General features: G+C 62.4%; 11 protein-coding genes. 9 read left to right on the top strand and 2 right to left on the bottom strand.

The window, feature by feature from the left end; translation table 11 throughout:
* Positions 1 to 391: 391 nt before the first annotated feature.
* From I41_RS08995 to I41_RS08975, 5 genes are all read left to right on the top strand, one after another.
* On the top strand, positions 392 to 916 hold the full coding sequence (locus I41_RS08995; RefSeq protein ID WP_145432230.1) for a hypothetical protein: 525 nt from the start codon (positions 392 to 394) through the stop codon (positions 914 to 916).
* A 162-nt stretch (positions 917 to 1,078) separates the two neighbouring features.
* The gene (locus tag I41_RS08990; RefSeq protein ID WP_145432229.1) at positions 1,079 to 1,303 is read left to right on the top strand and encodes a hypothetical protein; all 225 of its coding nucleotides are present in this window, start codon (positions 1,079 to 1,081) and stop codon (positions 1,301 to 1,303) included.
* Between the two features lie 213 nt (positions 1,304 to 1,516).
* Entirely contained in the window at positions 1,517 to 3,037 is a 1,521-nt protein-coding gene (gene xylB / locus I41_RS08985) for a xylulokinase (RefSeq protein ID WP_145432228.1), read from the top strand.
* Between the two features lie 190 nt (positions 3,038 to 3,227).
* Entirely contained in the window at positions 3,228 to 5,450 is a 2,223-nt protein-coding gene (locus I41_RS08980) for a hypothetical protein (protein ID WP_145432227.1), read from the top strand.
* A gap of 360 nt (positions 5,451 to 5,810) precedes the next feature.
* Positions 5,811 to 8,702 (top strand): hypothetical protein, encoded by a 2,892-nt coding sequence (locus tag I41_RS08975; RefSeq protein WP_145432226.1) that lies wholly within the window; start codon positions 5,811 to 5,813, stop codon positions 8,700 to 8,702.
* 217 nt (positions 8,703 to 8,919) lie between these two features.
* On the opposite strand, the gene I41_RS08970 is transcribed toward I41_RS08975, so the two are convergent.
* Positions 8,920 to 9,303 (bottom strand): carboxypeptidase-like regulatory domain-containing protein, encoded by a 384-nt coding sequence (locus I41_RS08970; protein ID WP_145432225.1) that lies wholly within the window; start codon positions 9,301 to 9,303, stop codon positions 8,920 to 8,922.
* A 96-nt stretch (positions 9,304 to 9,399) separates the two neighbouring features.
* On the opposite strand from I41_RS08970, the gene I41_RS08965 reads away from it, so the two are divergent.
* Positions 9,400 to 10,452 (top strand): IS630 family transposase, encoded by a 1,053-nt coding sequence (locus tag I41_RS08965; protein ID WP_145432224.1) that lies wholly within the window; start codon positions 9,400 to 9,402, stop codon positions 10,450 to 10,452.
* A 70-nt stretch (positions 10,453 to 10,522) separates the two neighbouring features.
* Here I41_RS08965 and I41_RS08960 read toward each other — a convergent pair whose 3' ends face one another.
* On the bottom strand, positions 10,523 to 11,599 hold the full coding sequence (locus I41_RS08960) for a DUF1559 domain-containing protein (protein ID WP_168206779.1): 1,077 nt from the start codon (positions 11,597 to 11,599) through the stop codon (positions 10,523 to 10,525).
* A gap of 476 nt (positions 11,600 to 12,075) precedes the next feature.
* Between I41_RS08960 and I41_RS08955 the strand changes: the two genes are divergently transcribed.
* The 3 genes from I41_RS08955 to I41_RS08945 all read left to right on the top strand — a co-directional run bounded on the left by I41_RS08955 (position 12,076) and on the right by I41_RS08945 (position 15,088).
* Positions 12,076 to 13,737 (top strand): DUF6798 domain-containing protein, encoded by a 1,662-nt coding sequence (locus tag I41_RS08955; protein ID WP_145432223.1) that lies wholly within the window; start codon positions 12,076 to 12,078, stop codon positions 13,735 to 13,737.
* Positions 13,738 to 13,889: 152 nt separating this feature from the next.
* On the top strand, positions 13,890 to 14,396 hold the full coding sequence (locus I41_RS08950) for an NUDIX hydrolase (protein ID WP_210421134.1): 507 nt from the start codon (positions 13,890 to 13,892) through the stop codon (positions 14,394 to 14,396).
* On the top strand, positions 14,393 to 15,088 hold the full coding sequence (locus I41_RS08945; protein WP_145432221.1) for an HAD family hydrolase: 696 nt from the start codon (positions 14,393 to 14,395) through the stop codon (positions 15,086 to 15,088). The genes I41_RS08950 and I41_RS08945 overlap by 4 nt, the downstream gene beginning before the upstream one ends.
* Positions 15,089 to 15,217: the final 129 nt, after the last annotated feature.

Raw genomic sequence — 15,217 nt, 5'->3', positions numbered from 1 at the left:
TGACGGCTCGACATCGATACCCTGTTCATCATAACCGGATTTCCACACACGTTTTTACTCATTTCGGGAGAATTCGGTTTGACGCCAACGCGCCAGCGAGTGCGCTTGCGGAAGGCGCCGACGAGGGTACTCTCCTCGTTCGGCGTCGCTCCTCGGCGCAGTTGTCTGCCGGTTTTTCTCGCAACTGACCACAGCGAATTCGCCGCTCATGCTAGTCGGCAGCCGCCCCGCCGCGTTCGACCCATTGGCGAGGCGGCGCCGGCTGGCTGTTGAGGCAGGTGTTCGTTCTCGGAATACCCCGACTAGCTGCGAAAAGAATCTCTGCTTTCAGCGACGCATGCCCGTCCGATAGAATACTCGGCGTGGCGATCGAGGCTGCTGGAGCGACGCGATGCGATTCTCGCTGAAGTGGATCTTGTTCGGGATGGCGTACGTCGCCCTGGCGGCGGCGGCCCTGACGCAAGATCATTGGGCGTATGCCGATCTGCTTTGGCTCGCGGCCTTCGTCGCCATTTGTATGGCGATCCAGAACGCGCTCTTCAACAGCGGGTCGCGCCGAGCGATAGCGACGGGGTTCGCCTTATTCGCTCTCGGCTTCGCGGCATGCGCGCAGTTCGCCGAGCACTCGATCCCGACGCGAAGGCTCTTATTAGCGGCTGGCCTGCCAGAATATCCAAATTACCAACCGGTGTGGAATTCCGACACGGTCAATCCGCCGCAGACCACTGCAACCTTCGTTGCTCCTGCGCCGGTCAATGCCTACCCGATGCCCACTCCGGCAGTTTCCAGCCCTAGTCCGCCACCGCCGATCTCGGTAGTTGCCATCTCTCCCTCGCCGCTGGAGCTACCGTTTACATCGAAGGTGCGTGCAGCGAACGCCGTCGGAAGCATGACCTTGGGGCTGCTTGGAGGATAGCTGGCGGCCGCGGCATTCCGTCGTCGTCGAGCCGCCGATGGCGCGCCTGCCCATTAAGCGGCACGCCTCGACGCCACGCTCTTGGACAATCGCCACCCGCGACCTACACTACTCATAATTATTCCTGGCGAAGACTTCAGGGCGTCTATGTTCACAGAGCGGATGAGTATTCGCCTCGCTCTCACGGAGCGCGGCGAACAGATCAAATTGCGGTTCATCGAACGCCTGCGCGTCGTGGTTGACGGCAACGGCCAGGAACAAGTCACCGCTGATCCACCGGCGGTCTCCCTGCTCAATGGCGCCGAAGTCACAATTTTGGGCCAGGGGATCTATCAGGTGGTCGAGACGGGCGAAGTGCTGTCGTCGATCGAACCAGAAGCGCCGTAAGGGACGGGAGCTAACGCGAACTGCGTTCTCGCCGCCAGCTATTTTTGACGCGAACCTTGTCATTTTGCGTCGACGTTCGAGGCCGCTGCCGCATTTGGCGCCCGGCAGTTATACTCGTGCGGCAATGCGCCGACGGCCGCTTGTCTTTCGTCGGCGCTGTTCACGGGCCGCGCTTCCGCGGCGACGCCTCTCGATTTTGCTTCGGAGATTTTCATGGCAGTTTGTCTCGGCATCGACGTCGGCACTTCGGGAACCAAAGCGCTCGCCATCTCTCCCGAAGGAGTGATTCTGGCGTCGGCAAGTTCGAGCTACGGCTGCGCGCATCCCAAGCCGCTCTGGAGCGAACAAGATCCTGAAGATTGGTGGACGGCGACGGTGAAGGTCGTGCGGGCCGTCGTCAAGCAGGCAAAGCTCAAGCCCAGCGACGTCGCGGCGATCGGACTCTCCGGGCAGATGCATGGTTCGGTCTTTCTCGACAAAGCAGGCAAGGTGATCCGCCCTGCCCTGCTCTGGAACGATCAGCGCACCGCGAAGGAGTGTGAGGAGATCGAATCGCGGGCCGGCGGTCGCGCGAAGCTGATTCAGATGGTGGCGAACCGGGCCCTCACCGGCTTCACGGCGCCAAAGATATTGTGGTTGCGAAACAATGAGCCGAAGAATTTCGCCAAGACGGTGAAGGTGCTGCTGCCGAAGGATGAGATTCGCCGGCGGCTGACGGGGGAGTTCGCCACGGAAGTGAGCGACGCGAGCGGGACGCTGTTGCTCGACGTGGTTCATCGTCGCTGGTCGCAGGCGCTGCTCGACAAGCTGGAGCTTGACGCCAGCCTACTGCCTAAGTGCTATGAATCGGAAGAGGTGACCGGGACGCTCACCGCCGACGCGGCGAAGCTTCTCGGCCTCACGACGGCGTGTAAAGTGGTCGGCGGCGCCGGCGACTGCGCGGCCGGCGCGGTGGGGAACGGCATCGTCAAGACGGGGCTGCTGGCCACCTCGATCGGCACCTCCGGCGTCGTGTTCGTCCACAGCGACGAGCCGCAGTTCGATCCGGCGGGGCGACTCCACACCTTCTGCCACGCGGTGCGCGGCAAGTGGCACATGATGGGCGTCATTCTCTCCGCAGGCGGGTCATTGCAATGGTTTCAAGATGCGCTCTGCTCGACTGTGGGGAAGAATGGCGTGAGGAAGCCGACGGCAAGCTTCGAGGAACTCGTAAACGAAGCCGCCGCGACGCCGACCGGCGCCGAGGGGCTCCAGTTTCTCCCCTATCTCGCCGGTGAACGGACGCCGCATCTCGACCCGCATGCCCGCGGCGCGCTCATCGGGCTGACGCTGGCACACGGCCGTGGGCACATCGTGCGTTCAATTCTTGAAGGAGTGACATTCGCGCTGCGCGACAGCTTCGAGATCATCGAAGGGCTCGGCGTGCCGGTGAAGCAGGTGCGTGCCGGCGGCGGTGGGGCGAAAAACCCCTTCTGGCGACAGATGCAGGCCGACGTCTTCGGCAAGGCGGTTAGCGCCATGGCCGCAGACGAGGGGCCGGCGTATGGCGTCGCCCTTCTCGCCGCCGTGGGAGCCGGCCACTATCAGGACATCAATCAGGCGTGCGCTGCGGCAGTGAAGACGGCCGAGAGCAGCAAGCCTGATGCACGGGCGCGCAAGGTCTACGATCAAGCCTTTCCGGTGTTCCAGGGGCTGTATCGGGCACTCAAGGGTGAGTTTCCAAAGTTAGGCTAAAAGCCGGCTTTTCCTGAGGATTTAGCCAATCTTCGCTCCCGTCGCACGAATAAGCTAACCTTCTGAAGCGAATTTTGCGCGGGCGCCAGCTGTGTTGCATTCGCCGATTCGCAGTACTACAGTGCCGGCTTGCGACTGAACGGACCGGCATGCGATCGCACACGTGCCAACTCAATCTCAGGATGGACCGATGAAAACCTCACCTCTCAGTAACGGCTGGCGATTGCTTTCGGCAATTGCCCGCCCTGCGGCGCTGGCTGCAGGCCTCGTCATCGCCCTGCCCGCCTACGCGGCCGACGATGAAGACTACGGAAACTCGCTCGACTGGGTGCCGGCCGACGCAACCGTCTACTCCAGCAGCCTGCGGCTGAAGGAACAGATCGACGCGATCGCCGAGAGCAACGCTTGGAAGAAGTTCATCGAAATTCCGTCGATCGCCATGGGCTGGCAAATGGCCCAAATGCAGATCAACAATCCGGAAGGCCCGGCCGCCATGTTCTGGCAGCTGATGGAGCTGCCGGAGAATCAGCAGCTGGCCAAGCTGGCGGGCGAGATGTTCTCGGATGAGATCGTCTTCTACGCCGGCGAGGATTTTCCGAAGTTCATGGAGCTGTTGAGCATCGTTCAAGGGAGCCGCATCGGACCGATGCTTCAGCAAATGGGCGCCGGCGGCATGGGGCCGGTCGATCCGAACGAAGCCCGGATGCGCGCCCTCGCTGAGGCAATCGTTGAAGAGCCGGAGCTGCTGGTCGTTCCGGACATGGTGCTGGCCTTCAAAGTAAAGGACCAGGCCGCCGGCGAGACGCAGCTCAAGCGGCTGGAAGTGGTCGCCAAGATGGCGATCAAGCAGTCCGAGGCCGAAGTCGAATTGAAGCGTGAGTCGATCGACGACGTTGAATACCTGGTCATCAAGCTCGAAGGCTCCAAGCTTCCCTGGCCTGAGGACAAGCCCGCGGGGCTTTCGATCGATGACGAGACCTACGACAGCCTGAAGGATATCATCTCCAAACAGGAAGTAGTCGTCGCGCTTGGCGTGTGGAACGACTACGTCCTGTTATCGATCGGCGAATCGACCGACCACCTGTCTGATCTGGGCGGCGACGATCTTTTGGTCGAGAGCGATTCCTTCGAGCCGCTGCTGCCCCACTTGGAGGAAGAAGACGGCGACCTGGTCAGCGTCAGCTACATCAGCGCCGACGTCGTCAAGGCGCAGGCGATTTCGCCGCAAGATCTCGACGAAGCGGCCGAAGCGGCTGAGGAGCTCATCGAGAAATCGGATGACATCGACGATGAGCTCAAGGGCGAGCTGAGCGAAGACGCCGTCGAACTCGCCGACGACTTGAAGCCTTACCTGCCGAAGCCGGGCGCGATCGCCAGCTGCACGCTGAAGACCGAAACGGGCTTCGAAAGCTTCACCTACAATTGGAGCGAGAACACGCGCCTCAACGGCACGTTGCCTCTGGAACTGACGAATCATGTGGGCGGCGGACCGATCGTCGCCTTCGTCGGCCGCGGGGTAAGCGATCCCGAGGCCTACGCGATCCTGGCCAAGTGGGTCGGCAAGGGAATTGGCTACTTCGAAGGCTACGGCTTGGCTGAAATGGAGCCCGAGGAGCGCGCTCATGCCGAGAAGGTGCTGGAAGTAATCAAGCCGTTGCTAACCCGCATCGACGAAGCGACGCGTGATCACCTGATCCCGGCGCTGGAAGACGGCCAGGCCGCGCTGGTGCTCGACGCTGACATCAGCAGCAAACAGTGGCAAGCGGAGATGCCGAAATCGTTCACCGAGTTGCCGATGGCCGAGATTGCCGTGGTCGTTGGCGTGAGCGATTCGGGCGAGCTGAAGGAAGCTGCCAAGGCCTATTGGTCGATCGCGCAAGATGCCGTGGAGGCACTCAAGGAATTCGACGAGAGCGAAGTGCCGGAAGACTTTGAACTCCCTGAGCCTGCCAAGGCGGAAACCTCCGACGGAGTGGTCTATTCGTGGGCCGCGCCTGGCGAGGCAGAGCTCGACGACCAAATCGCGCTGGCTGTTGCCATTGGCGAACATGTGGCAGCCGTCACCAGCTCGCCGGCGATGGCCGAGCGCGTTCTGACGGAAACGCCGTGGGAAGAGTTCGCCGTCGGCGACGCGGAAGAACCGCGGGCCGTGGCGGCCGGGCTCGATTTCCCGGCGCTGATCGATGCAATCTCTCCGTGGATCGACTACGGGATTCGCGTCAATCTGGTGAGCGAAGATGCGGCTGGCGAAGATCCCGCCGACGACGAATCGCAAGCGAGCGAAATCATTGAACAGGTCCACACGGGCTTGGACGTGTTGAAGTGCTTCCGCGGCGTGTGGAGCGAGACGCTCAAGGAAGATGGCGTCTGGTTTACGCACACGGTGTCGAAGTTCCAGGACTTGGAGGAGTAGTCTAGTCTGCGAATTGGTTACTCATCGAAGAACACGAAGGGCCCCGGTGGACACGCCGGGGCCCTTTGTTTTTGCGCACCCGTTCCTTGCAATTTGGCATTTTGCCCGCAACGCCGCCATCGAGAAGTTGCAAACTGGACAGTTGAGCGAGATGCGTTTAGGGTAGGGATTGGGAAATGGCGGCCATGAGGCCCCGCGTCGGCCCCCGCCCGCCGGTATCAGGATGCCCGGTTGCTTCCCAGCAAAGCCCTGCTCGGCTTTACCCCTCTTGCCGCACCAATGCTCATGCGAACAAACCGACGGTTGTCCTTTAGTCTGGCACTATGCGCTGGGCTCGTTTTAGCCTGCTATTCCGCCCCCATGGGGGCCACGGAAATCACGCTCGCCTTCGACACGCCCGCTGATCAGTTTCCGTCATATGATCCAGACGGTTCAAAACTCGCAGCACTGAGCCAAGCCGCGGCGAACTATTGGGAATCGCTGCTTCCCGAAGGCAACCACGCGTACAGCGTCACGCTGCATTACAGCCAGTTCCCGGCAGGCAGCACAACGCACGCCGTCTACAACGGTTTTGACCACACGATTAATGTGCGCGCCAACCGCTTTTGGTATATCGATCCGACGCCGTCTGACCACGATGAGTTTGCCCCCTTTCAGCAGTCGTTTTACGCCGGCCTTGATGACGACGAACAGGACGCGGCGTTCGACGGCCCGGCGCCCGACCTGCTCGAGGTCGGCTACGCCGCCACGGCGATCGCGGATGGCGCCGCCGATGGTCGCGTCGACATGTACTCGGTGATGCTGCATGAAATGGGCCACTTTTTGGCGATTGGTTACAATGCATTTAGCCCTGACGTGGAGCTGCCGCCGCACATGATCGGCAACATCGGCGGCGTCAAGGCCAAGCGCGAGGACACCGGTCATCTGGTTCCCGACGACGCGCTGATGGATCCGTTTCTGGAAGCGGGGAAGCGGTCGCTTCCCTCGGCGCTCGACGTGATTGTCGCCGCCAACGAGCAGAACCACAGTGAGATTCGACTGAAACGCGTCGAGTGGATTGGCGACGCGCTTGTGCCAGCCGACTTTTGGTCGCACGACGCCGGGTGGATCGGCGGATCGACGCCAAACTCGAACACCGACGTGCGCGTGCGCAACGGCGACGTCGTGAGCGTGCTGGGCGCGCCGGCAGCGGCGAAGAACCTCGCCATCGAGCGGGACAGCGGCATCAACATCCTCGACGAGTCGCTGTTCGTCGACGCCGATTTGAATCTAGACGACAGCGACTACTTGGATGAGTCATTCGTGAAAGTTCACACGGGCGCCGTGCTCGACGTGGAAGGCCGGCTCACCGTGGGCTACGGCGATCTCGACTTGCTCGGAGGCGACGTGTTCGCCGCGACGCTGCGGACTCGCGACCATCACCTTGCGGACTTGCAGCCGCGCGTGCAAGGCTACGGCGTGGTCCACATCGGCGACGCGTTGCTGAACGACGGGATGCTGCGCGCCGACGGCGGCACGCTCGCGTTTGCCGCGGCGGCCGGCGCCAAGTTGGACGTCGACGGCGAAGTCGAGAGTTCGAAGCTGCCGCGTCTTTTGGCCCAAACCGGCGATTTGGAATTCCAGGACGCGATTTCCGATCCCTATGGCGGACTGGCACATGTCGCAGGCGGGCACTCGCTGAGCTTCAGGGGGACCTGGGCTTTCAACGATTCCGCCGAGCTCCACTTTGAGGCGGGGGCCGGCACGGCGGAGTTCAAGGCTCTGTCGCCCAGCGGCATCGCGGAAATGTACGCCGACGTCGCGGTTGAGGAAAACGCGCGGGGACGAATCGAGGCGAGCCACATCAAGTTCAACGGGCAAACCGCCGTAGCGATTGCCGAGAATGGCGTGCTGAGTTTGCTGGGACGCACGTACTACAACGGCGGCGAATTCACCGGGCCCGGAACGCTGCGGCAGAATGGCGACGCCACGGTCGACGCCGACGTGGAAATCGCAGTCGACGTCTTCGATTGGGACGGAAACCAAGCAACCCCCAGCAAGACCGACGTGCTGAACGGACGAAAGCTCACGATCACGGCGAAGAATCTTGGGCCCGGCGGTTACGCCGGGCGGGCCGACGTCGGCGCCAATGCCGAATTAGCGGTCGACGTCACCGGCGGGAACGCCATCTGGCTATTGGCGGCTGACGGCAAGATTCGCTTGTTCAAGAACTCCCGGCTCAGCGGTTCGTGGATGATTGTCGGCGGAGCTTTGGAAGCGATCGAGGGGACTGGCAACCTCGACGCGCGGACGACGCTGACGCCAAACTCGCTGGTGACGTTGTACGACAAAGCAACGCTCAACATCAACGCGCCGACCACCTACGGCGGCGGCGTCATTACCACCGACTCCGGGCAGCGCGACGACAGCCTGTTGCAACAATTCGCGCCAGCAACCGTGTTGGGGCACCACTTGATCACGGCAGGCTTCTTCAACTGGGACGCCGGCGCCGCCACGAGTTCGGACACGGTCATTGAAAAGGAAGGTTACCTTGACATTTACGCCAAGGAGATCGGCAACGGAATTACCAATCCGTTTCTTGCGCTGATCGACCGCTCGGGTTTCGGCGACCAGATCGACGTCAACAGCGGCGTGCTGCGCGTCATCGTCGGCAGCGAGGATCACAGCGGCCTCTTCGCCGATCGGTGGACCCTCAACAAAGGAGGGCGCCTCAACCTCAACTGGACCGCTCATACGCTGCCGACCATCCGGGGGTCGAGACTCGTTAACCATGGCGTCGTGAGCGGTAACGGCCAGTTCCTGAATGAACTGCTGAACGAGAGCCTGATCGAAGTCGGCTACTCCGGGAACGCGGGCAAGATATTGGCGCTGGACGACTTCGTCCAAAGCGGCCAAGGGACGCTGCAAATCGACCTCGGCGGCCTGCTCGCCGGACTCTCCTACGACCAACTCTTCATCGACGACCTCTGCACGCTGGCTGGCACGCTCGATGTACGACTGCTGGCGGGATTTGCACCGGAGCCAGGCGACCTCTTTCGGATTATCGAAGGCTCGTCGCTGGCCAAAATCAGCGGCGCGTTCGACAAGTTACTGCTGCCCTACGGCAATGATGCCTGGGACGTGAGCTACGGCGACAACTTCGTCGAACTGCGTTTTGTGGCCGTACCGGAGCCAGCGGCGTGGACGATGGCGCTGGCGGCATGCATGGCGGGACGGCGTCGACGACCCCGGAGCCCGTTTGTATCGGCCTAGGCTTGCCGCCCCCTGGAGCCGCGAGGTGTGCAATAGCAATCGGCCGCACCCTGACGCGAAAGCCGAAGCGGTTAGCTGAAGTCTTGATGATGCAGTGGTGAGATTCCGGGGCGGCAAGAAGCACGGCAATAGTGCCGCGCCACGCGACGATCAGCCGGCGCACTTGGATGCCATCACGGCAGTGCGAAGTCAGCCCGCATGAAAATAGCGCAGCGGCTTACTTTTCGAGGGAGAAATCGAAATGTCCGTGATCGGCGTCGACGGTAACTTCTAAGGGCGTGGTTGAAGCATCGCCGTAGGCTTCGGGCACGGCAAGAACGTGGTCGCGATAGTTCTTCCATAGTTGAACGACGACCTTGTACGAACCGGGCTGAACCCCGTCGCCAGGAGCCGTCGTGGTCATTGCAAACTCACCGTTCTCGTCGACTGACCCATTGGCGGCCCGGCCTGCGGCGGAGGGATGAAAGATAACGGCGCCGCTCTCGAAAGTGAGCGGCGTGCCGTCAGCGTTTTTAATCGTCCCGGAAACGGGAATCAGCGAGTCAGAGCGGCCGCATCCAAACGTGAGTGCCATGAGGGCAAGCAATGCGATACGAACCATGGCTAATACGCGTTCTAATTTGAAGTAGCGCGCCTCCTCTTGCGCCCGCCCAGTTTATCCATCATGCTATCGCAATCCCCTTTTTGAGAGGTTGCGATGGAGGTGAAGGGCCATTTGCCTCAGGCGGAACTCAAGCGTCTGGAACGCGTCGAGAAGGACGCCGACCGCGCCAAACGTCTGCGGATTGTGATTCTGGCGCAGGAGGGATGGACGGCTCCAGCCGTGGCGATGGCCGTGGGCCTGAGTCGCCGCATCTGCCAGCGATGGGTGCGTCGCTACAACGAACAAGGCCTGGCGGGCCTCAACGATCGACGCGGCCGCGAAGAGCGTTTGCCGCTGACGCCCCAACAACAGGACGAAGTTCGTCAGCGTCTCGACGCTGGCCCCACGGCGGAAGACGACGTCTGCTCGCTGCGCGGCAAGGACGTGCAGCGGATTCTGGCGCAGGAGTTCCATCTGCTCCGCTCTTTGGCCGGCGTGTATCACTTGCTACACCGGTTAGGCTACTCGTACCTCCGCCCTCGGCCGCGGCATCGCAAGGCGGACCCCGAAAAGCAAACGGAGTTCCTCCGTCAGTGGCCAGAACGCGTGCAAGCGATTGCCGCGGCGTATCCGACCAAACGTCTGCGGATCTACTTCCAGGACGAATCGCGGTTCGGCCAACAAGGAACGACCACGAACGTCTGGGCCAGGACCGGGTCGCGGCCGACGGCCATTCGTCAGACCGAGTATGAATATCTCTGGGTGCTGGGAGCGGTCTGCCCCGAGACGGGGCATGCCGAAGGGCTGCTCAGCCCGCAGCTCAATGCGAAGATCGTCAATGAGTTCCTCGCCCAGTTCGCTCGGACGATTCCCTCAGGCGAACATGCCGTGATGCTGTGGGACGGGGCCGGCTTTCACATCAGCCGCCAACTCCGCGTTCCCGACAACGTCACCGTCGTCACGCTGCCGGCCTACAGTCCCGAACTCAATCCGATCGAGAATTTATGGCACTATCTCAAGAGCCACTGCTGGAGGAACCGAGCGTACGACAATTACGACGCCCTCGAACAAGCCGCCGTCGACGCCTGGACGAAAGTGGCTCTCGACGCCGAACTCATGAAAACCGTCTGTGCCGCCACTCACCTCGATCGCGCTACTTCAAATTAGAACGCGTATAAGCCTTGATTAGTCAGCCGAAAGGGCTGGTTGCGGCGCCGCGAACCAAGCGACAGGGGAACTAGAACGGCATCTGCTCGATGACTTGGTCATCGGCGCCGGCAATCAACTTGTCCCACACGGTCATGGGCACGTTGGCGGGCCAATCACTGCGCACTGTTGGTGGGCCGACGTCAATCGAGTTCGAGACAAAGTGAGCGCTGCCGTCGGCCATCCCGACGTTGACGCCGCTTGCGTGGGCACTGCGGGTCGTCGCTTGGTCGGCCCAGTCGTCGCCCGTGTAGTCGGGCATGCACTCTTGAGTGAGCAACGGAAGATCAGCCGACTTGGGTCCGTTGACGTCATCTGAGTTCTCCAGACAGATGTTGGGGCCGTTCGCATCGCCAGTCGTTCCATACCAAAACAAGACGCTAGCGCCTGCCTGTCCCAGCGCCCACGTCCCTCGCTGATCAAGCTGCGTGACGCCCGACCTGACCTCGGCCAGAAGCATGGTATTGCTGGTTCCGTCAGTCAGTTCCTTCAGGCGCGCCGCCACGTTGGGACCGATCACTCCTCGACGTTTGGGTTCAAGCCACCCGCCCGAAGTAGGACCGAAAATGCCGTCGGCTCGATTCAGCAGCGGACCGTTACCGGCATTGGCGGCATAGTTGCCCCGCGCCCACTCGGTGGCCGCTGCGCCGGCGCCCATGAGCATTGGCGTGGCGTTGTAGCTGTCGGTCGGACAGCGGAAAACGTCTAATTGAGCTTTGCGCACGGCAGCGTTGTTGGGGTGAGCCATTTGGGCTGGTCCTTTGCCGGCAGAGCCGCCCGTGACGAAAACGCTGTTGTCGACCAAATTGTACACCGATTGCTGCTCGCAATAGGGGAGCGTCCTGATCGCCCAGTTCGGGCCGATTTGTTGCGGCGTAAGGATCGCGGGATTGGCGCTCGTGGGAAACTCGAACGCCATGGGGAAACGGCCGCGGGCGGACTCGTAGTTGAGCAGTCCCAGTGAAAGCTGCCGTAGATTGCTCTGGCATTGCTGCCGCCGCGCCGCCTCACGCGCGGCCTGCACCGCTGGCAGAAGCAACGCGACGAGCACGCCAATGATGGCGATCACAACCAACAATTCAACCAAGGTGAATGCGCGGCGGGTCATTCCGTTGGGCTCCAGCATAAGTTCACTTCAAAAACTCGGGCCATCTGGTGACGACGCCCTTTCGGTCGGACGGCGACCGCTTCGCGACGGGCAATGCTTCTCGCTACTTAGGGGAGTCGCGACGGCAACGTGCACATCGGGTTTGCAGAGCATGCGCTTGGGCGTCGACGTGGACGAGGGGGCGACATACGACCGCCCCCGGGCGCCCGCGCTCGGCAATGGTTCAAATCTGCGTACCAATGGGAATCTACGCCGCCCAACTCAGTATTTCACAAGATGGCCCAGTGCCGAAGAGAAGCGACGCGAAAATTACGGCAAGCCGGCAAGAATTACGCACGCGGCTAGGCCGCCTTGCGCGAATGCGATAATCTTGAATGTTCTTGCGACTTGGACCGATCCGCTCGGGTTAAAGCGTTTCACATTCTCGCATGGCCCTGCGCACCGAATCACGGCGGTCCCATCGACGTGGGCACATGATGAACGATTCTAAGTTTGACAATGGTGCGCCGCGCGGCCAATTCGTGCGTGAATTCGCCCTGATCTTACTGATTTTTTTCATCGACGGCGGCGCCGCCGCGCCGCACGTCAACGAAGCGCACTACTTGACGAAGGCGGCGCATTACTGGAATCCCGAATACTGCCCCGGCGACCTGTTTCTTGATTCGGCCGACCCGCACTTGGCGTTTTATTGGTCGCTCGGTTGGCTGACGACATTTTTGCCGCTGACGGCAGTGGCTTGGATTGGCCGGTTCGCGGCGTGGGCGCTGTTGGCCGCGGGCTGGCAACGCCTTTCCACCAGCGTCGTGCGGGCGCCTTGGGCTTCAGTGCTCAGCGCTGCCTTGTGGGTCACGCTGCTGCGCGACGGGGTTCGAAATTTTGCGGGCGAATGGGTCGTCGGCGGCGTTGAGGCGAAGTGTATTGCGTACGGCTTTCTTCTATTCGGAATGGCGGCGCTGGCGCGAAGCAATTGGCTGCAGCCGTGGATTTGGTTCGGCGCCGCATCGGCGTTTCACGTGCTGGTTGGCGCGTGGGCCGTACTCGCGGCGATCGGCGTCTGGCTGACGGAACCGCGCGGCGAGCGGGCGGCGTTGCGCTTGATGCTGCCTGGGCTCGTCGGCGGCGGGGTGCTGGCACTCATTGGCTTGATTCCGTCATTGGCGTTGGAGTGGCATACCGATCCGGCGGTCAACGCCGAGGCCGCGAGAATTTACGTCTACGACCGCTTGCCGCACCACCTGGCGCCGCTATCGCTGCCGGCAAGTGAAATACAAGGACGGCTAACCTGGCTCGCTGGAATGATCTTCGCGTTTGTCGCCCTCTGGACGTGGCTGCACCGTCAATCGCGCAGCTCGAACGGCCTCGCGGCGGCAGCGATCGAGTCGCACGCCGCGGCCGCGCGCGTGATGCGCTTCGCTTCTTTCGCGCTGGCGGGGGCGTTCGTCGGCTTGGCGATTGAAGTGGCGCTTGACCACGATCGCGTGGGCGCCGCACGTCTCTTGCGCTATTACTGGTTCCGGCAAGTCGATGTGGCGCTGCCCATGGCGCTGGCCGTCATTGGGACGGGTTGGATCCTGGCCACGCTGCGGAGCGGCAGCCGTTGGGCACGACTGGCGGCACTGGCGCCGCTCGCTTGGGCGGCCAGTTTTCTCGGCGGCGTGACGTACGCTCGTTGGCAGTCTAATTTGCCGCCGGCGGTTTGGCAGATGGAGAATGCCACGGGATGGCAAACCGCGTGCGCGTGGGTCTCGGAGCATACGCCGCCAAACGCCAAGTTCCTCGTGCCGCGTTCGGGGCATTCGTTTAAGTGGTACGCGTCGCGAGCCGATGCCGGGACGAACAAAGACGTCCCGCAAGACGCTGCCGGCGTCGTCGCTTGGCGCGCTCGGACCGGCGAATTGTTCCCGACGCTCGAGAGCGTCGACGAGCGGGGGCGAAAGATCCTGCTCGATTCGCCCGAGCAGCTAGGGACACAGCGCGTGCTTGAGCTCGCGCAGAAGTATGGCGCAAGTCATGTGATCGCGCGAAGTTCGCCGCCGCTCGATTTGCCCGTATTATTCGCCACTCCGCTTGACCCTGACGCCGACGTCGTTGGATACACCGTGTATGAGACGGGCGTCGCACCGACGGCAACGCCATGAGCGCTAGGTTGTGGCAGCGTACGGACTTGCCTTCGCTGCTCTCGGCGGAGTTGGCGCGACCGGCTCAAGCGGCATGGGGGCGCTCCTTGGCGCCGGAGCTCGTTTACGGACGACACTCAGGACCAGCGCGCGGAGATGCACGCCCTGCGGCCGTGGCAATCCTTTTTTGCTGGAGCGACGGCGCCTGGCAACTGCCGCTCACGGTGCGGGCGGCAGGACTCTCTCGGCATGGCGGCCAGATCAGCTTCCCTGGCGGCTTGATCGACGGGAATGAGACGCCGCCAGCAGCCGCGACTCGGGAACTTGCCGAGGAACTGGGCGTGCGGCCGCCGGTCCAGTGGTTAGGCAACCTCGAGCCGCAGTTTGTGTTCGCGAGCAACGCCTGGGTGGTCCCCTGCGTGGGGGCGACGGCCAGCCTGCCGCCGTGGCATCCTAGCCCGAGCGAGGTCGCGCGCGTCGTCACGTTGCCGCTGCGCGAGTTGCTCGACCAGCCGCCGTTGCCGCCGCTGGAGATCGTCCGCGGACCGCTCCGGTTTGCCGCGCCGCAGCTCCACGTGGAAGGCCACTCGGCATGGGGCGCCACGGCCGTTATGCTCGGGGAACTGCGCGGTCGATTGCGACGCGTGGAGTGCGAACTTGCGAGCGGTCAACAGCCATGAACGAATTGGAACTACCTACGCCCCCCTTGCAGGCCGTCACCTTTGACCTCGACGGTCTGATGTTCAATACCGAAGAGCTCTACCAAGAGGTGGGGAGCGCCATCCTGTCGAGACGCGGCAAGCAAATTACGGGCGAGTTGCTCAATGAGATGATGGGTCGCAAGTCGCACGTAGCGCTCTCTGTGATGATCGACTGGCATGATCTTGACGACACGCCCGAGCAGCTTGCGGCGGAGTCGGCGGAGATTTTTGGGGGATTGTTGCCGCGTCGCTTAGCGCCCATGCCGGGACTGCTTGAACTTCTCTCCTCGCTGGAGGCGGCCCACATTCCCAAGGGGATCGCCACCAGCAGCGGACGGTCGTTCGTTGACTTGGTGCTCGGCATGTTCAATCTGGCGCCGCGATTCAAATTCATTCTCACGAGCGAAGACATCGAGCACGGAAAACCGGCGCCTGACGTTTACTTGCTGGCGGCGCAGAAACATGGCGTTGAGCCGGCGGCGATGATGATTCTGGAAGATAGTCAGATCGGCACGCAGGCCGCGGTGGCGTCGGGGGCGTACGCCGTGGCGGTGCCCCATGGCCAGAGCAAGCACCACCATTTTCCTGGCGCCCGATTCGAGGCGCATTCGCTCGCCGACGAGCGGATTTACCACGCGCTGCGCTTGCCGACGCCCGGGGGGAGTTGCTGACGCAACGGTCTCGCGGGCGCGCCACTTAGCGGCGCGCTCGAAGCCGCCACGCCCCATCGAACATTTAGCAGCGGGCGGCGCCCCGCTTCTCGCCGCGAGCGGCGGGGCTAAATGGGCGTGACGAGACCG

It is taken from the genome of Lacipirellula limnantheis (genome assembly GCF_007746075.1).
GTDB lineage: Bacteria > Planctomycetota > Planctomycetia > Pirellulales > Lacipirellulaceae > Lacipirellula > Lacipirellula limnantheis.
This window is presented reverse-complemented; position numbering and strand designations above follow the sequence as displayed.